The organism is Variovorax sp. Soil_C_26, assembly GCF_057657075.1.
The window spans coordinates 356796-374154 of record NZ_JBDGJC010000001.1 but is presented as its reverse complement, the minus strand read 5'-3'; the positions used below and the strand labels follow the sequence as shown (position 1 = coordinate 374154).

Sequence of the window (17359 nt, the reverse complement as noted above, 5' to 3'; positions counted from 1 at the left end):
TGTATATGCCGGCCCCGTGCTGCCGCGAACCGCAAGCGGCATCTCCTTCGCGGCGGGCCGGGTCATTACACTCCAGCGCTATGCAAGATCTCGCCGGCAAGCACATCGTTCTCGGTCTCACGGGCGGCATCGCCTGCTACAAGTCGGCCGAGCTGTGCCGGCTGTTCGTCAAGGCGGGTGCGACCGTGCAGGTCGTGATGACCGAAGCGGCGGAACAGTTCATCACGCCGGTCACGATGCAGGCGCTCTCGGGGCGCAGCGTCTACACCTCGCAGTGGGACGCGCGCGAGCCCAACAACATGCCCCACATCAACCTGAGCCGCGAGGCCGATGCGATCGTGCTGGCGCCCTGCAGCGCCGATTTCATCGCGCGGCTGGTGCAGGGCAGGGCCGACGACCTGCTGAGCCTGATGTGCCTCGCGCGTCCGGCCGACCGCGTGCCGCTCTTGATCGCGCCGGCCATGAACCGCGAGATGTGGGCTCATCCCGCGACCCAGCGCAACCTGATGCAGGTGGCCGCCGACGGTGCCACGGTGCTCGGCGTCGGCAGCGGCTGGCAGGCCTGCGGCGAGACCGGCGACGGCCGCATGCTCGAAGCGGCGCAGCTGCTCGAGGACGTCACCGCCTTCTTCCAGCCCAAGGTGCTGGCCGGGCAGAAACTGCTCGTGACCACGGGGCCGACCTTCGAGGCGCTCGACCCGATCCGCGGCATCACCAACCATTCGTCGGGCAAGATGGGCTTCGCGATTGCGCGCGCGGCGCGCGAGGCCGGCGCGGAGGTCACGCTGGTGGCCGGCCCGGTCCACCTGCCGACGCCGCGCGGCGTGAGCCGCATCGACGTGCTCTCGGCCCAGCAGATGCTCGAAGCGACAACGGCGGCGGCCCAGGCTGCTAGCATTTTCGTAGCAACCGCGGCGGTCGCCGACTGGCGCCCGGCCACCCACAGCGAGCAGAAGATCAAGAAGGACGGCAGCGGCAACACGCCAGTGCTGAACTTCGTCGAGAACGCCGACATCCTGCTCACCGTGGCGAGCAGCGAACGCGCAAAGAGCCGGCAGCTGTTCTGCGTCGGCTTCGCGGCCGAGAGCGAGAACCTCGTCGAACATGCCAAGGCCAAGCGCGCACGCAAGGGCATTCCGCTCCTGGTCGGCAACATCGGCCCGCTGACTTTCGGCCAGGACGACAATGCGCTGCTACTGGTGGATGCCAACGGCGTGCGCGAGCTGCCACGCGCACCCAAGCTCAGGCTCGCGCGCGAGCTGATGGTCGAAATTGCCGCACGACTTCCTGAATGGAGAGCCTGATGAACACCACGAACAACACCGACTGGAACACGCCGCCCAACGGCGACTTCGCACGCTACGTGGAGCAGCTGTCGGCCCAGGCCGCGCGCCGCGTGGTGGCGCAGGGCAACCCCGAGATGGACGCCGGCATGACGGCAGCGAGTCCGGGCGCGGTGCTCACGCCCGCGCAGCAGCAGCGCCGGCGCACACCGGCCGGGAACAGCGCCGCAGCCGCGAAGACCGCCCTCGGGTCCACGGGTTTCAAGATGCTCGCGGGCATCGGCGCGGTCGTCTTCCTGGTGCTCTGGGCGGCCGGCGTGCCTTTCGGTGCGCTGGCTGTTGCGCTGGCCGTCGTGTTCTGGCTCGGCAGAGGCCTCGTCAAGGGCCTGGCCTCGCCCGGTGTCGCCAAGTGGCAGCAGGTGCTCGAAGAAGCCAACCGCAATCAAAGAGAACAGCCAACCAAGCAAGGCAGCAACTAAGTGAAAGTCGACGTCCGCATCCTCGATCCCCGCATGGTGGATCAATTGCCCACCTACGCCACGCCCGGCAGCGCGGGGCTCGACCTGCGGGCCTGCCTCGATGCACCGCTCACGCTGGCGCCCAATGCCTGGCAGCTGGTGGGCACCGGCATCGCGATCCACCTGGCCGACCCGGGTTTTGCGGCCCTGATCCTTCCGCGCTCGGGCCTCGGCCACAAGCACGGCATCGTGCTCGGCAACCTCGTCGGCCTGATCGACAGCGACTACCAGGGCGAGCTCAAGGTCAGCGCGTGGAACCGCAGCAGCACGCCCTTCGTGCTCGAGCCGATGGAGCGGCTTGCGCAGCTGGTGATCGTACCGGTGGTGCAGGCGCAGTTTCAGGTCGTCACCGAATTTTCAGCTTCGCAACGCGGCGAAGGCGGCTACGGGTCGACCGGCAAGCACTGACGAACGCATGGCGGCGGCTTCATGTCGTAGCCGTAAAGACCGGAACCCGAAGCGCGCGGCATGCTCCTACATCGTGCTGTGTGTTGGGCGTCATCTCGCTGGCGGCCAGAACGTTAGACACAGGCTTGGTGCAACGGATGCACCCACCATTTCGAGGAGCCTCCCATGAAAATCTCAACGCGCTTCGTTTCCATTGCCGCCTCGGTGGTGGCCCTGGCCACGCTCACCGCCTGCGTCGCGCCGGCGCCGGTCTATCACACCACGCGCTATCCCTACCAGGCGCCGCCGCAGGCGGTGCCCTACCAGGAAGCGGCCTACGTCGACTACGGCCACGTGGCCAACATCGAGGTGCTGCGCAGCGAAACCGGGGGCACCGGCCCCACGGGCGGCGGCGCCGTCGCGGGTGGCGTGCTGGGCGGCGTCGTGGGCAACCAGTTCGGCCACGGCAGCGGCCGTGCGGCGGCCACGGCGCTCGGCATCGTAGGTGGCGCGCTGCTGGGCAACACCATCGAGTCCCAGAACAACGGCCCGCGCGCCTACGAGAGCTACCGCATCTCGGTGCAGACCGATCGTGGCGGCTACCGTGCCTTCGACGTGCCGCACCCGGGCGACCTGCGCGTGGGCGACCGCGTGCGCATCGACAACGGGCACATCTCGCGCATGTAGGCGCACCGTCGGCCTGCAGAAAAGCCGGGCGCTGCCCGGCTTTTGCTTGTGCGCCTTCGACGAGTGGGGCGTCAGTGCAGCAGGTCGTTGCCGGGCGCCGTCGGCGGCACCTTGAAGAAGGCGGTGCCCGCAGTGCCGCTGCCGATCTCTTCCTCGGTCGCTTCGCGCACCGAGCGCACCGTGATGTCGAGCCGCACCGCGATGCCGGCGAGCGGATGGTTGCCGTCGAGCACGAGGTGTTCGGGGTAGATCTCGGCCACGGTGTAGATCACGTCCTTGGGCATCGCCTCGCTCACGCCCTTGGGCAGCGCGGCGCCGTCGAAGGTCATGCCTTCTTCAGTCCCCTCGGGGAACAGCGCGCGCGGCTCCAGGAAGAGCAACTGGTCGTTGAAGTCGCCGAAGCCCTGCTCGGGCTCGAGCTGCAATTGCACGCGTGCGCCGGGCTCGTGGCCCTGCAGCGCCGCTTCGATCACATCGAAGAGGTCGTCGCCGCCGACGAGGAACTCCACCGGCTCGTCAAGCACGTCGAGCACCTCGCCGAGGGTGTCTTTCATGGTCCAGGTCAGGCCGACCACGCATTGTTCAGAGATTTCCATTGCAGAATTCTCCCATGGAGATCACACAACCGCTGCCGCTGCTCGGCGGCCTGAGCGCCGCGCAGTTCATGCGGCGACATTGGCAGAAAAAGCCGCTGCTGGTGCGCCAGGCCGTGCCCGCCATGGTGCCACCGATAGCGCGCAGTGCGCTCTTTGCCCTTGCCGGGCGCGAGGAGGTGGAGTCGCGGCTCATCCGCCATGGCAGGGCCGGCTGGACCCTGCGGCACGGCCCCTTCGGGCGCCGCGCCCTGCCGCCGCTTTCGCAGCCCGCATGGTCGCTGCTGGTGCAGGGCGTCGACCTGCACGATGACGGGGTGCATGCACTGCTTCAGCAGTTCCGCTTTTTGCCCGATGCGCGGCTCGACGACCTGATGATCAGCTATGCGAGCGACCAGGGTGGGGTCGGCCCGCATTTCGATAGCTATGACGTGTTCCTGCTCCAGGCGCAGGGCCGGCGCCGCTGGTCGATCGGCAGGCAGGACGACCTGCGCCTGCAGCCCGGCGTGCCGCTCAAGATCCTCGAGCATTTCGAACCCGAAGAGAGCTTCGTGCTCGAGCCGGGCGACATGCTCTACCTGCCGCCGCGCTATGCGCACGACGGCGTGGCCCTGGGCGACGACTGCATGACCTGCTCGATCGGCTTGCGCTCGCCGGCTGCCGGCGAGTTCGGTGCCGACCTGCTGGCCCGCATGGCGCAGGCTTATTCGGAAGCGCTGGAGGATGCGGGCCCGGCCGAACTGGCGCGCTACCGCGATCCCTCGCAGCCCGCGGTCGATGCACCTGCCGCGATGCCGGCGGCAATGCAGGCCTTCGCGCGCAAGGCCATCGACGCGGCGCTGCGCGATCCCGATGCCATCGACCGCGCGCTCGGCGAGTCGCTCACCGAGCCCAAGGCCAATGTCTGGTTCGACGACGGCGGCGAGGTGCCCGACGTGCTGCGGCATGTGGCGCTCGACCGCCGCACCCGCATGCTCTACGACGCGCGGCACCTCTACATCAACGGCGAGAGCTTCCGCGCGGGCGGCGCCGACGCCACGCTGATGCGCCGGCTGGCCGATCGGCGCGCACTCGGTCCGCGCGAACTGGCGCGGGCGAGCGAAGGCGCACTGGCGCTGTTGTCCGAATGGTGCGAGGCGGGGTGGGTCCATGCCGGCTGAAGAAGCGCAGGCCGTGGCTTTGCCTCCGAATCTGCCCGAAGGCCGCTTCGACGGCCGCGAAGCCTTCGACGGCATCGTGCGTGCTGCGCTCGCGAACGCGGCCCGCGAGGGCTGGAACGAACTGGTCTTCAGCGACCCGGATTTTGCCGACTGGCCGCTCGGCGAGCGTGCCGCCGTCGAAGCGCTCACGGCCTGGTCGGCTCCGGGCCGGCGCTTCGTGCTGCTCGCTGAGCGTTTCGACGTGATCGAGCGCGTGCATGCGCGCTTCTTGCCGTGGCGCCGCATGTGGGATCACATCGTCGAATGCCGCAGCTTGCGCGGCGCAGCCGGCGTGCAAATGGTGCCGAGCGCCATCTGGACGCCCGCATGGTTCATGCACCGCATCGACCCCGAGCGCAGCCGCGGCGTCTGCGGCTTCGATCCGCGCGCCCGGCGCGCGCTGCGCGAAACATTCGATGAATCGTGGCGGGCCGGGCGGCTGGCATTTCCGGCAACGACATTGGGCTTGTAAGCCAATGCCGCGAATGCGACCGCAAGACACAAAGGGATGACGATGGGGGTCTAGAATTTTTTCGTCCAGACATCCCAATACAAAGGAGTTTCTCTATGAAGAAGTCGTCTTCCGTCTTGCTCGCCTCGCTCATCGCCGTTGCCGCCCTCACGGCCTGCGGAAAGAAAGAGGACGCCGCGCCGGCGGTCGTGACGCCGCCGCCCGCACCGGTGACCGAACCCGCCCCGGCCATGCCGCCCGCATCGAGCCCGTCGACCATGAGCGATCCGGCGGCCGCCACGCCGTCTACGGGCGCATCGTCCGCACTCGACGCGGCCAATGCCGCGACCGACGCTGCCAAGAAGGAAGAAGCGCCCAAGCAGTAATCCGGAGCCTGCTGCCGGCGCGTCCTGCGCCTGGCACGACCGCAAAAAAAGCCGCCCTCATCATCGGGCGGCTTTTTTGCGTGGGCTCGTCGAAGCCCGCCGGCCTGTTCAGACCTCGAGCCACGGCGAGCCGTCGAGCGCGTTCGCTGTAAGCATTTCGGCCTCGTGTCCGCCCAGGGCCTCGGCCATGAGCCGGCGCACGATCTCGGGACGGTTGTTCTGCTCGCTCAGGTGCGCTGCAACCACGTGGCGCAGGCCGTCGTGATGCACTGCGCGCGCGATCTCCGCGGCGGCCGCGTTCGACAGATGGCCGTGCCGGCCGCCCACACGCAGCTTCAAAAACGGCGGGTACGAGGAATTCGCCAGCAGGTCGCTGTCGTGGTTGAACTCCAGCAGCAGCGCATGCACGCCGCTGAGCCTCGACAGCACATGGCTCGTGGCATGACCCAGGTCGGTGAGCACACCGAGCGTGCGCGCGCCGTCGGAGCAGCGAAGCTGCAGCGGCTCGCGCGCATCGTGCGGCACGGTGAAGGGCTGTACCGACAGGTCGCCGACCTCGAAGGCCGCATCGTCGCGCGCCAGATGGAGCCGGCCCTCGAAATCGCGCCCGCCCGTAGCGAGCCAAGTGCCTTCGCTCATCCAGACCGGAATGCGCTCGCGGCGCGAGAGTGCATGGGCGCAGCCGATGTGGTCGCCGTGCTCGTGCGTGATGAAGATCGCGTCGATGTCGGCCGCTGTGAGGCCCGCCTTCGCGAGCCGCAGGTCGAGCTGGCGAATGCCGAAGCCGCAGTCGATCAGGAGCCGCGAAGTGCGGCCGCCGCTGGTCGCCTCGACCAGCGCGGCATTGCCCGTGCTGCCGCTGCCGAGGCTTCGGAAGCGGAGCATGCGGCTTACTTCAGGTCGTCGGCAATGACCTTGACGATGCGTTCTGCATTGGCCGAGGCCTCCGGCGCGCCGGCTTCGTTCTGCACGGCGACGGTCGTCATCTCGCCCTGGCCCTTGACCACGATGCGGAACTTGACGGGTGCCTCGTCCTTCTTCGAGCCGCTGAACAGCTTGCCGAAGAAGCCCGATTCCTTCTTGTCGGCGTTCGGGGTCACGTAGCGAACGTAGTAGATGCCGGCGCTGCGGTCGCGGTCTTCGACGGTGAAGCCGGTGCGGTCGAGCGCGAGGCCGACGCGGCGCCAGGCGCGGTCGAAGCCTTCGCTGATCTGGACGACCGGCTGTCCGCCGACGTTGGCGATGGTGGCGGTCTTGGTCGGCGCGGTGGTGGCGGCGAGGATCTTCGACTGCTCCTGCGAGACGCCGAGCTTGACCATCAGGCGGCGCAGGAATTCGGTCTCGAGTTCGGGGTCGCTCGGGCGCGGCTGCCAGACGGTCTGGTCCTGGCGGCTGTTGGTGTAGATCTCTTGCATGCCGCGGTGGCTGATGAAGATCTCGGTGCCGTTGGGCGTGCGCTCCATGCGGGTGCGGAAGCGGTCGAGTTCACCGGTCGAGTAGACCGAGTCGACCAGCTTGCCGAGCGTGCCGCGGATGATGTCCTGCGGCAGCTTGGCGCGGTTCTCGGCCCAGTCGGTTTCCATGATGCCGAGGTTGCGCTGCTCGGTGGTCAGCAGGAAGCCGCTTTCCTGCCAGAAGTCCTTGACCGGATCCCAGAGCTGGTCGGGCGAGCGGTTGATGACGATCCAGCGCTGCGTGCCCGCGCGTTCCATGCGGACGTCGCCGATGTTGGCGACCGCCGTGGGGATGCCCGGCGCATTCGCCGCGCCGGCCTGGTAGGCATTGGCCGTGACCGGGCCGCCCGGCACCGCATAGCGGTTTTCGCGCGACAGTTGCGACAGGTCGGGCGGGACTTCGAGCGTGGGGGCCTTGCCGGCGCTCTTGTAGTCGATCTTGTCGCCCTCGAGGACGGAGCAGGCGGCGAGGCTGACAACGAGGGTGGCCAGCAGTGCAGCTCGCGGGATGTGCGCAATGTTCTTCAACGTCGTCTTCCTTGTTGGAATGGGTTCGGTCAGTCTGTGGTGGGCCGCGATGCCCGCACTCTCAGAGCGCGGTTCAGGCAAAAGGTTGCGTCACCTCTGTGCGGCGGAGAGGAAATGATGGCAGCGGGGAGCCGCTCAGCCCTTGAGGAGGCCGGTGGCGCGCAGTGCGGCCTCGACCACCGGATGGTGTGCGTCCGAAAGCTCGGTGAGCGGCAGCCGCAGCGTACCGCCGCAGAGCCCGAGCCGGGCCATGGCCCACTTCAGCGGGATGGGGTTGGGTTCGACGAACAGGTGGCGGTGCAGTGGCATCAGCTCGAACTGGATCTGCATCGCGCGGCGCACGTCGCCCGCCAGGGCCGCCACGCACAGTTCGTGCATCTTGCGCGGCGCGATGTTGGCCGTGACGCTGATGTTGCCCTTGCCGCCGCACAGCATCAGTGCCACTGCGCTGGGGTCGTCGCCCGAGTACACGGCGAAATGTGCGGGGAGGTCGCGGATCAGCCATTGCGCGCGCTCGATGTTGCCGGTGGCTTCCTTGATGCCGATGATGCCCGGCACCTGCGCGAGCCGCAGCACGGTCTCGTGCGCCATATCGGCCACGGTGCGGCCCGGCACGTTGTAGAGCACGGTGGGCAGGTCGCCCACGGCCTCGGCAATGGCCTTGAAGTGCTGGTACTGGCCTTCTTGCGTCGGCTTGTTGTAGTAAGGCACGACCTGCAGCTGCGAGTCGGCGCCCACGCCCTTGGCGAAGCGGGCGAGTTCGATCGCTTCCTTGGTGGAGTTGGCGCCGCAGCCGGCCATGATGGGCACGCGGCCCTTGGCCTGCTCGACCGACACGCGGATGATTTCGCAATGCTCTTCCACGTCGACCGTGGGCGATTCGCCCGTGGTGCCGACGATGCCGAGGCAATCCGTGCCTTCGTCGATGTGCCAGTCGATCAGCCGGCGCAGGGCGGGATAGTCGACACTGCCGTCGTCGTGCATTGGCGTGACGAGAGCGACGATGCTGCCTGTCAGTTGCTCCAAGGGGAATCTCTCTGTCGGTGGACGAAAGTGTCGATTCTACTGACTCCGGGGGGCCTGGAAATCCCGGGCCCGGCGGGCTCGGCCGGCCCGCAGCGGATGGCGCACCGGCGCTCCCGGAACGGGCAGGTCCTCCCGGACGGCCGCAATGCGCTGCACGAAGCGGTCGGGCGCGGCCAGAAAGCCGTCTTCATACGCCACCACGCGCAAACCCTGGCAGGCGGCAAGCAGTTCGCCGGGCTGCAGCAGGAAGTCGGGGCGCGAGGGCTTGCCGACGGTTTCGTTGCCGGCCGCGAAGGTTTCGTAGAGCAGCACGCCGCCCGGTGCGACGGCGGCCAAGATGTCGTCCATGCGCGGACGCCAGAGATAGTGGGTGACGACCACCGCGCCGAACGCCTGGCCGGCGAAGGGCCACGGACCGGCCTCGATGTCGGCGGCCAGCACCTTGCCGAAGGCCCCCGCGGCCGCGACGGCTTCGGCGTCGCGGTCCACGCCCGTCGCCGCATGCCCGCGTTCGGCGAACCAGCGCATGTGCCGTCCGCGGCCGCAGGCCACGTCGAGCACCGTGGCGCCCGGTGCGAGCAGGTGCGACCACCGAACGATCCATTCCGACGGCTCGGTGCCGGCGTGCGGAGGCACTGCGTCTTTCATTCTGGGCGATGGGGCGAAAGGTTCAGAAACAGGACCAGACCTGGTCCACCAGCGTGACCAGGAAGCTCGGTTCGACGTAGAGCGCGAACACGCCGCCGAGCACGGCCAGCGCGGCGGCGAGCCAGCCGGCGTGGACGAGTTGGCGGTGCGTTTGCGGCGTCATGGGCCTATTTTCGCTCTCAGCCCGGCACCCCGGCAGGCCGGGCGGCACGCGTGATCGCGCCTTCCTTGACCGGCAGGTTGATCAGCGCAGCGAACACGCCGAGGGCGATCGCGAGGTACCAGACGACGTCGTAGCTGCCCGTGGTGTCGTAGAGATAGCCGCCGAGCCAGACGCCGAGGAACGACCCGACCTGGTGGCTCAGGAACACGAAGCCGCTGAGCATCGACAGGTGGGCCACGCCGAAGATGCCGGCGACGATCGCGTTCGTCGCGGGCACGGTCGAGAGCCACAGGAAGCCCATGGCGGCCGAGAACAGGTAGACGCTCGCGGGCGAGAGCGGCGCCACCAGGAACAGCGCGATAGCGATCGCCCGCGCGAAGTAGATTGCCGCGAGGATCTTGCGCTTGGCGAGCGTCTGGCCCAGCAGCCCCACGGTGTAGGTGCCGAACACGTTGAAAAGCCCGATCAGCGCCAGCGCATAGCCCGCCACCTCGGGCGGCAGGCTGCGGTCGCGCAGGTAGGTGGGCATGTGGATGCCGATGAACGCCAGCTGGAAGCCGCAGACGAAGTAGCCGGCCATCAGCAGCCCGAAGCTCGGGTAGCGGAAGGCCTCGCCCACCGCCTGCAGCACCGACTGATTGCGGTGCCCCGAGAGCGCCGCGGTCTTCGGCTCGCGCAGCCCGAAGGCCAGCGGAATGATCACCAGCACCAGCACCGCGACCACCGCGAGCGCGGTCTGCCAGCCCAGGCTGCCGATCAGCCGGCCCTCGATCGGCGCCATGAGGAACTGCCCGAACGAGCCCGCCGCGGCCGCCACGCCCATGGCCCACGAGCGCCGCTCGGCCGGGATCTGCCGCCCGATCACGCCGTAGATCACCGCATAGGTGGTGCCCGCCTGGGCCGCGCCGATCAAGATGCCCGCGCTCAGCGTGAAGAGCAGCGGCGTCGGCGAATGCGCCATGCCGAAGAGGCCCAGCGCGTAGAACACGGCACCGCCGATCAGCACGCGGAAGGCGCCGAAGCGGTCGGCCAGCATGCCCGCGAACACGCCGAAGATGCCCCAAGAGAGGTTCTGGATGGCCAGGGCGAACGAAAAGGTCTGCCGGCTCCAGTCCTGCGCCTGGGTGATCGGCTGCAGCCACAGACCGAAGCCGTGCCGGATGCCCATCGACAGCGTGACGATCATCGCCCCGCAGAACAGGACTTGCTTGACCGAGAGGGCGGGCGCGGACGTTGACATGGCGTCGAATGTAGCGATTTGCCCGTCCCCGCGCCGGCGTGCGGGCCTTCGCGATTGATGATTTATCCGCGGCAATGCAATGCGCCGGACGCATCAACGGCGCCGGCGGCAGGGCGGCTGTACGGGCATCCAGTTGTTTGGTGGCGACTGACTACAATCCGCCCCCATGGCGACTCCCCCCAAGACTTCTCCCGCTTCAGCGTCCGCTGCCTCCGGCTATTCGGAAGGTTCCATCCGCGTGCTCAAGGGCCTCGAGCCCGTGAAGCAGCGCCCGGGCATGTACACCCGCACCGACAACCCCCTGCACATCATCCAGGAGGTGCTCGACAACGCCGCCGACGAGGCGCTCGCGGGGCACGGCAAGAAGATCAAGGTCACGCTGCATGCCGACGGCTCGGTCAGCGTCGAGGACGACGGCCGCGGCATCCCTTTCGGTCTGCATCCCGAGGAGAACGCCCCCGTGATCGAGCTGGTCTACACCCGGCTGCACGCGGGCGGCAAGTTCGACAAGGGCTCGGGCGGCGCCTACAGCTTCTCGGGCGGCCTGCATGGCGTGGGCGTGTCGGTGACGAATGCGCTGTCGAAGCGGCTCGAGGTCAGCTCGCACCGCGAGGGCTCGGTGGCGAAGCTGGCCTTCGGCGGCGGCGACGTGATCGAGGCGCTCGAGGTACGCAAGCTCGAGGCCGGCGAGCGCAAGCAGGGCACCACGGTGCGCGCCTGGCCCGACGCGAAGTATTTCGAGAGCGCCGTGCTGCCCATGGCCGAACTCACCCACCTGCTGCGCAGCAAGGCGGTGCTGATGCCCGGCGTGAGCGTCACGCTCGCGAACGAGAAGACCAAGGAAACGCAGCAGTGGCTCTACAAGGGCGGCCTCAGCGACTACCTGATGCAGACGCTCAACGGCGATCCCGTGATCCCGCTGTTCGAGGGCGCCGGCCATGCCGACCGCAATGCCGACAACTTCGCCGAAGGCGAGGGCGCCGAGTGGTGTGTGGCTTTCACCGAAGACGGCCAGCCGGTGCGCGAGAGCTACGTCAACCTGATTCCCACCAGCGCCGGCGGTACGCACGAAAGCGGCCTGCGCGACGGCCTCTTCACGGCCGTGAAAGGCTTCATCGAGCTGCATTCGCTGCTGCCCAAGGGCGTGAAGCTGCTGCCCGAGGACGTGTTCGCGCGCGCCTCGTACGTGCTCAGCGCCAAGGTGCTCGACCCGCAGTTCCAAGGCCAGATCAAGGAGCGCCTGAACTCGCGCGACGCGGTGCGCCTGGTGTCGAGCTTCGTGCGCCCCGCGCTCGAACTCTGGCTCAACCAGCACGTCGACTACGGCAAGAAGCTCGCCGAACTCGCCATCAAGGCGGCGCAGACGCGCCAGCGCGCCGGCCAGAAGGTCGAGAAGCGCAAGGGCTCGGGCGTGGCCGTGCTGCCCGGCAAGTTGACCGATTGCGAAAGCAAGGACATCAGCCACAACGAGGTCTTCCTGGTCGAGGGCGATTCCGCCGGCGGCAGCGCCAAGATGGGCCGCGACAAGGAAAGCCAGGCCATCCTGCCGCTGCGCGGCAAGGTGCTCAACACCTGGGAAGTGGAGCGCGACCGCCTGTTCGCCAACACCGAGATCCACGACATCTCGGTGGCCGTGGGCGTCGATCCGCACGGGCCGAACGACACGCCCGACCTGAGCGGCCTGCGCTACGGCAAGATCTGCATCCTGTCGGACGCCGACGTCGACGGCTCGCACATCCAGGTGCTGCTGCTCACGCTGTTCTTCCGCCACTTCCCGAAGCTCATTGAAACCGGTCACGTCTATGTGGCAAAGCCGCCACTGTTCCGGGTCGATGCACCGGCGCGCGGCAAGAAGCCGGCCTCCAAGGTCTATGCGCTCGACGAGGGCGAGCTGACGGCCACGCTCGACAAGCTGCGCAAGGACGGGGTCCGCGAGGGCGCCTGGAACATCAGCCGCTTCAAGGGCCTGGGCGAAATGAGCGCGGAACAATTGTGGGAAACCACGCTCAATCCGGACACCCGGCGCCTGATGAAGGTCCAATTGGGCAGGTTCGACTTCACGGCCACCCAGGGCGAGATCACCAAGCTCATGGGCAAGGGCGAAGCGGCGGCGCGGCGCGAGCTGATGGAGCTGCGCGCCGACGATGTCGACATCGATGTTTGACCCCCCTCTGCCCACTCTGCCCATCCCGCATGTCTGCCTTCAAGCGTTCGCTGCTCCTCGCTCTCGTGCTGCTCGCACAGCAGGGGCTTGCGCGCGCGGCTGACGTCTACGGCTACATCGACAGCAAGGGCGTGGCGCACTTCGCCGCCGAGAAGCTCGACGAGCGCTACCAGATCTTCTTTCGCCGCGGCCAGAGCTTCGACACCGCGAAGGGCCTCCCGTCCGCCGGCACGCGCGGCAAACGCGGCGGCGACGGCAAGGTCTCGCCCGCGGCCCAGACGCTGCTGGCGCTGTTCGAGTCGTCGCCGAGCCACAAGGCCGCCAAGGCGGCGCTGCGCGATGCGTCGAGCAAGCATTCGATCGACTACGAGCTGCTGCAGGCGCTGATCGCCACCGAATCGGGCTTCGATGCCGAGGCCGTGTCGCCCAAGGGCGCGCGTGGCCTCATGCAGCTGATGCCCGCCACCGCGCAGCGCTATGGCGTGGCGGCCGACAAGCGCGGCAGCATCGAGAAAAAGCTAGCCGACCCGCGCGTCAACATCGCGGCCGGCTCGCGCTACCTGCGCGACCTGATCGCGATGTTCCCGGGCCAGCTCGAACTGGCGCTGGCGGCCTACAACGCGGGCGAGGGCGCGGTGCAGCGCGCGGGCAACAAGATCCCGAACTACAAGGAAACGCAGAACTACGTGCGCACCGTGCTGCAGCTGTATGCCTACCTCAAGCCTTCGGCGGGGCTCGGCGGTGGTGGTGTGCGCGGCGGCAAGGCGCCGGGGCGTGTCCGCATGGAGCTCACTGTGAAGGGCGGCGCCTTCGGGCGTGGCAACATGCCGTCCAAATCGCCCGCGGCCCTGCCGGCCCTGCCCGAGGTGTCGGAGGCGCCCGGGTCGCCGGCCGTACCTGCCGCCGGCGCCGATGCGCCCGCGTCCTGACGGGGCACGCGCGCGGCGCGCCGGGCCCACGGCGGACAACGACAACCCACATCAACGAACAACGACGGTTTCTCTTCTTTCTTCTCCATGGACGACTCCCAACCCCCGCTCGATCTCATCGGTCCTACCGACGGCGACACCACCCTCACGCTGGCCGACTACGCCCAGACCGCCTACCTCGAGTACGCGCTGAGCGTGGTCAAGGGCCGTGCGCTGCCCGATGTGTGCGACGGCCAGAAGCCGGTGCAGCGGCGCATCCTGTACTCGATGTCGCGCATGGGCCTGGGCTTCGGCGGCACCAATGGCAACGTGGGCGCCAAGCCGGTCAAGAGCGCGCGCGTGGTCGGCGACGTGCTCGGCCGCTTCCATCCGCACAGCGACCAGGCCGCCTACGACGCGCTGGTGCGCATGGCGCAAGACTTTTCGCAGCGCTATCCGCTGGTCGACGGCCAGGGCAACTTCGGCAGCCGCGACGGCGACGGCGCCGCGGCCATGCGCTACACCGAGGCGCGGCTCGCGCGCATCACCAGCCTGCTGCTCGACGAGATCGACGAAGGCACGGTCGACTTCATTCCCAACTACGACGGCAGCACCGAGGAGCCGCGCCTTTTGCCCGCGCGGCTGCCGTTCACGCTGCTCAACGGCGCGAGCGGCATCGCGGTGGGCCTGGCGACCGAGATCCCGAGCCACAACCTGCGCGAGATCGCCGACGCCTGCGTCGCGCTGATCAAGTCGAACGGCAAGCTCAGCGAGGAAGAACTCGTCGCCATCGTGCCGGGCCCCGACTACCCGGGCGGCGCGCAGATCATCAGCGGCGCGAGCGACATCGCCGACGCCTACCGCACCGGCCGCGGCTCGCTCAAGGTGCGCGCGCGCTGGAAGATCGAGGACCTCGCCCGCGGCCAGTGGCAGCTCGTAGTCAATGAGCTGCCGCCGGGCGTCAGCACGCAGCGGGTGCTCGAGGAGATCGAGGAAATCACCAACCCGAAGGTCAAGGCCGGCAAGAAGGCGCTGACCGCCGATCAGACGCAGCTCAAGGCCGCGATGCTCTCGGTGCTCGACGTCGTGCGCGACGAGTCGAGCAAGGATGCTGCCGTGCGCCTGGTGTTCGAGCCCAAGACCTCGCGCATCAGCCAGGAAGACTTCATCACCACGCTGCTCGCGCAGACCTCGCTCGAGACCTCGTCGCCGATCAATCTCACGATGGTCGGCATCGACGGAAAGCCCACGCAGAAGTCGCTGCGCCAGATGCTCAACGAGTGGATCGCATTCCGCGAGATCACCGTCGAGAAGCGCTCGCGCCACCGCTTGGGCAAGGTGCAGGACCGCATCCACATCCTCGAGGGCCGGCAGCTGGTGCTGCTGAACATCGACGAAGTGATCGCGATCATCCGCGCGGCCGACGAGCCGAAGGCCGCGCTGATCGCGCGTTTCAACCTCAGCGAACGGCAGGCCGAGGACATTCTTGAAATCCGCCTGCGCCAACTCGCGCGGCTGGAAGCCATCAAGATCGAGCAGGAGCTCAAGGGCCTGCGCGACGAGCAGAAGAAGCTCGAGGACATCCTCGCCAGCCCGGCCGCGCTGCGCCGCCTGCTGGTGAAGGAGATCGAGGCCGATGCCAAGACCTTCGAAGACCCCCGCCGCACGCTGATCCAGGCCGAGAAGCGCGCCGTGGCCGAGGTCAAGGTGGTCGACGAGCCGGTCACGGTGATCGTCTCGCAGAAGGGCTGGGTGCGCGCGCAGAAGGGCTGGCCCGCGGCGGCTGGCGCCAATGGCGAGAAGGCAGCGCCCGAGTACAGCTTCAAGTCGGGCGATGCGCTCTACGGCGCCTTCGAATGCCGCACCGTCGACACGCTGCTGGTGTTCGGCTCGGCCAAGGACAAGACCGTGCGCGTCTACACCGTGCCCGTGGCCTCGCTGCCCGGCGCCCGCGGCGACGGCCAGCCGGTCACCACGCTCATCGAGCTCGAGGCCGGCACGCACGTCACGCACTTCTTCGCGGGGCCGGTGGGCGCCAGCCTGCTGCTGGCCAACACCGGCGGCTACGGCTTCATCGCCACGGTCGAGAACATGATGTCGCGCCAGCGCGGCGGCAAGGCTTTCATCGACGTGGGCGAAGGCGAGGCGCTGTGCCGTCCGTCGCTCGTCGGCGGCGCCAGCGGCGCCGAGCCGATGCCGGCCGCCACGCACGTGGCCTGCGCCTCGACCGGCGGACGCATCCTGACGTTCGAGATCGCCGAGCTCAAGAGCCTGCCGAAGGGCGGCCGCGGCCTCACGCTGATCGACCTGGAGGCCAAGGACACGCTCGCGGGCGCCGCGGCCTACACGCGCAGCGTGCGCATCGAGGGCATCGGCCGTGGCGGCAAGGAACGCGACGAGACGCTCGAGATCCGCACGCTCAACAACGCGCGCGGCACCCGCGCGCGCAAGGGCAAGGCGGCCGACCTGGGCTTCAAGCCGGCAACCATCGTGCGCGTGCTGTGATGGGCGGCCTCGACTTCAGCACCATCGGCCTGTTGCTTGCGGTGGTGACCGGCATCGGCAGCTTCGCGGTCGGCCGCTACCTGCGCACGAAGCACGTGGCGAAGAAGCGGGCCAAGGACCGCATCGCGGCCCAGGCCAGCGAGACCCGCCAGCAGCGCCGGGCGCGCGAGCGGCGCGAGCGGGGCTAGCTAGCGGGCCAGCCCGAGCACGCCCAGGATCTCCTTCTCGCGCTTCATCGCGTCGAGGGCGAATGCGCGGTAGTCCTTCGGGCTCTTGTAGTCCGGCTCCATCTCGTAGCGCGCGAGCACGTCCTTGAACGCCTTCGTCTGCATCGCCTCTTTGAACGCGTCGTGCAGGCGGACGGCGATGGCCGGGTCCAGCCCGCGCGGGCCCACCAGCCCCCAGGGCGAGGTCTGCACGATGTCGACACCGCTTTCCTTGAGCGTGGGCACGTCGGGATAGCGCGCCATGCGCTTGTCGCCCCAGACTGCGATCAGGCGCAGTTTCCCGGCGTCCACGTAGGGAACGAATGCCGAAGTCTCCGCCGCCGAATCGACCTGGCCGCTCACGATCGCCTGCAGCGATTCGGCGCTGCCCTTGTACGGAATGTGGTTGAGCTGGATGCCGAACTGCCGCGAGACCTGCTCCATCGTCAGGTGGTTGGTGGTGGCGACGCCGGGCGTGCTGTAGGTCAGCGTGCCGGGCTTGGCGCGCGCCTGTGCCACGTAGTCCTTCAGCGTCCCGATGGGCGAGCTCGCGGGCACGACGATGCCGAAGGCGTAGCCGGTCAGGCCAATGATGTAGCTCAGGTCCTTGGCGGGATCCCACTTGATGTCGTTGGTGTAGGGCAGGCGATACACGCCGGCCGGCGCGATCGCGAGCGTGTAGCCGTCGGGCGCGGCCGACTGCAGGCTCTGCACCGGGATCGTGCCGCCGACGCCGGGCTTGTTCTCGATGACGATGGGCTGCTTGAGGATGGCGCCCGCCTTTTCCGCAAGCACGCGCATCGGCGCGTCGGTCGAGCCGCCGGGCGCGAAGCCGATCATGATCTTGATCGGGCGGGAAGGATAGGCGTCGGGCTTCTCCTGCGCATGGGCCGGCGCTGCGGCAGCAAGCATTGCGGCGGCAAGTAGCGCGGTGGCCAGGCGGCCGAGGTTTCGAGCGGACATGGTGTCTCCTTGGGGCATGAAATGCCCTGTCGTTGGTGGAAAAAATCGGG

19 protein-coding genes are annotated in these 17359 nt (G+C 68.4%); 11 read left to right on the top strand and 8 right to left on the bottom strand.

The window, feature by feature from the left end; genetic code table 11:
* Positions 1-80 precede the first annotated feature (80 nt).
* The 4 genes from coaBC (at position 81) to AC3A6G_RS01705 (ending at position 2875) form a co-directional block, all read left to right on the top strand.
* A complete protein-coding gene (coaBC, locus tag AC3A6G_RS01720) occupies positions 81-1304 on the top strand; it encodes a bifunctional phosphopantothenoylcysteine decarboxylase/phosphopantothenate--cysteine ligase CoaBC (protein WP_487872892.1) in 1224 nt (407 codons plus the stop codon).
* The gene (locus AC3A6G_RS01715; RefSeq protein ID WP_487872891.1) at positions 1304-1762 is read left to right on the top strand and encodes a hypothetical protein; all 459 of its coding nucleotides are present in this window, start codon (positions 1304-1306) and stop codon (positions 1760-1762) included. The genes coaBC and AC3A6G_RS01715 overlap by 1 nt, the downstream gene beginning before the upstream one ends.
* Positions 1763-2209, top strand: a complete 447-nt coding sequence (dut, locus tag AC3A6G_RS01710) for a dUTP diphosphatase (RefSeq protein WP_487872890.1) — start codon at positions 1763-1765, stop codon at positions 2207-2209.
* A 165-nt stretch (positions 2210-2374) separates the two neighbouring features.
* Complete coding sequence (locus AC3A6G_RS01705; RefSeq protein ID WP_487857974.1) at positions 2375-2875, top strand: outer membrane lipoprotein; 501 nt, start codon at positions 2375-2377, stop codon at positions 2873-2875.
* A gap of 71 nt (positions 2876-2946) precedes the next feature.
* Here AC3A6G_RS01705 and AC3A6G_RS01700 read toward each other — a convergent pair whose 3' ends face one another.
* On the bottom strand, positions 2947-3471 hold the full coding sequence (locus AC3A6G_RS01700) for an FKBP-type peptidyl-prolyl cis-trans isomerase (protein WP_487857973.1): 525 nt from the start codon (positions 3469-3471) through the stop codon (positions 2947-2949).
* A gap of 14 nt (positions 3472-3485) precedes the next feature.
* On the opposite strand from AC3A6G_RS01700, the gene AC3A6G_RS01695 reads away from it, so the two are divergent.
* The 3 genes from AC3A6G_RS01695 to AC3A6G_RS01685 all read left to right on the top strand — a co-directional run bounded on the left by AC3A6G_RS01695 (position 3486) and on the right by AC3A6G_RS01685 (position 5504).
* Entirely contained in the window at positions 3486-4628 is a 1143-nt protein-coding gene (locus AC3A6G_RS01695) for a JmjC domain-containing protein (protein ID WP_487857972.1), read from the top strand.
* Positions 4618-5139, top strand: coding sequence for a hypothetical protein (locus AC3A6G_RS01690; RefSeq protein WP_487872889.1), 522 nt, complete (start codon positions 4618-4620; stop codon positions 5137-5139). Before AC3A6G_RS01695 ends, AC3A6G_RS01690 begins: the two co-directional genes overlap by 11 nt.
* 95 nt (positions 5140-5234) lie before the next feature.
* Positions 5235-5504 (top strand): hypothetical protein, encoded by a 270-nt coding sequence (locus tag AC3A6G_RS01685; RefSeq protein ID WP_487857970.1) that lies wholly within the window; start codon positions 5235-5237, stop codon positions 5502-5504.
* A gap of 108 nt (positions 5505-5612) precedes the next feature.
* Here AC3A6G_RS01685 and AC3A6G_RS01680 read toward each other — a convergent pair whose 3' ends face one another.
* The 6 genes from AC3A6G_RS01680 to AC3A6G_RS01655 all read right to left on the bottom strand — a co-directional run bounded on the left by AC3A6G_RS01680 (position 5613) and on the right by AC3A6G_RS01655 (position 10563).
* On the bottom strand, positions 5613-6389 hold the full coding sequence (locus AC3A6G_RS01680; protein WP_487872888.1) for an MBL fold metallo-hydrolase: 777 nt from the start codon (positions 6387-6389) through the stop codon (positions 5613-5615).
* 5 nt (positions 6390-6394) lie between these two features.
* Positions 6395-7486: an NlpB/DapX family lipoprotein gene (gene bamC / locus AC3A6G_RS01675; RefSeq protein ID WP_487857968.1), complete on the bottom strand. Its 1092-nt coding sequence runs from the start codon at positions 7484-7486 to the stop codon at positions 6395-6397.
* Between the two features lie 135 nt (positions 7487-7621).
* Positions 7622-8512: a 4-hydroxy-tetrahydrodipicolinate synthase gene (gene dapA, locus AC3A6G_RS01670; protein ID WP_487872887.1), complete on the bottom strand. Its 891-nt coding sequence runs from the start codon at positions 8510-8512 to the stop codon at positions 7622-7624.
* Between the two features lie 36 nt (positions 8513-8548).
* Positions 8549-9160 (bottom strand): class I SAM-dependent methyltransferase, encoded by a 612-nt coding sequence (locus tag AC3A6G_RS01665; RefSeq protein ID WP_487872886.1) that lies wholly within the window; start codon positions 9158-9160, stop codon positions 8549-8551.
* A 22-nt stretch (positions 9161-9182) separates the two neighbouring features.
* A complete protein-coding gene (locus tag AC3A6G_RS01660) occupies positions 9183-9323 on the bottom strand; it encodes a hypothetical protein (protein ID WP_487857965.1) in 141 nt (46 codons plus the stop codon).
* Between the two features lie 16 nt (positions 9324-9339).
* Positions 9340-10563: an MFS transporter gene (locus tag AC3A6G_RS01655; protein ID WP_487872885.1), complete on the bottom strand. Its 1224-nt coding sequence runs from the start codon at positions 10561-10563 to the stop codon at positions 9340-9342.
* 166 nt (positions 10564-10729) lie between these two features.
* Between AC3A6G_RS01655 and AC3A6G_RS01650 the strand changes: the two genes are divergently transcribed.
* The 4 genes from AC3A6G_RS01650 (at position 10730) to AC3A6G_RS01635 (ending at position 16328) form a co-directional block, all read left to right on the top strand.
* Positions 10730-12727: a DNA topoisomerase IV subunit B gene (locus AC3A6G_RS01650; RefSeq protein WP_487857963.1), complete on the top strand. Its 1998-nt coding sequence runs from the start codon at positions 10730-10732 to the stop codon at positions 12725-12727.
* 29 nt (positions 12728-12756) lie between these two features.
* Positions 12757-13656 (top strand): lytic transglycosylase domain-containing protein, encoded by a 900-nt coding sequence (locus AC3A6G_RS01645; RefSeq protein WP_487872884.1) that lies wholly within the window; start codon positions 12757-12759, stop codon positions 13654-13656.
* Between the two features lie 87 nt (positions 13657-13743).
* Positions 13744-16140 carry a DNA topoisomerase IV subunit A gene (gene parC, locus AC3A6G_RS01640; protein WP_487857961.1) on the top strand — a complete coding sequence of 799 codons (2397 nt, stop codon included), beginning with the start codon at positions 13744-13746 and terminating at the stop codon, positions 16138-16140.
* Positions 16140-16328, top strand: a complete 189-nt coding sequence (locus AC3A6G_RS01635; protein ID WP_487857960.1) for a hypothetical protein — start codon at positions 16140-16142, stop codon at positions 16326-16328. Before parC ends, AC3A6G_RS01635 begins: the two co-directional genes overlap by 1 nt.
* Here the strand turns inward: AC3A6G_RS01635 and AC3A6G_RS01630 are convergent, their stop codons facing one another.
* A complete protein-coding gene (locus AC3A6G_RS01630; protein ID WP_487857959.1) occupies positions 16329-17309 on the bottom strand; it encodes a tripartite tricarboxylate transporter substrate binding protein in 981 nt (326 codons plus the stop codon).
* Positions 17310-17359: the final 50 nt, after the last annotated feature.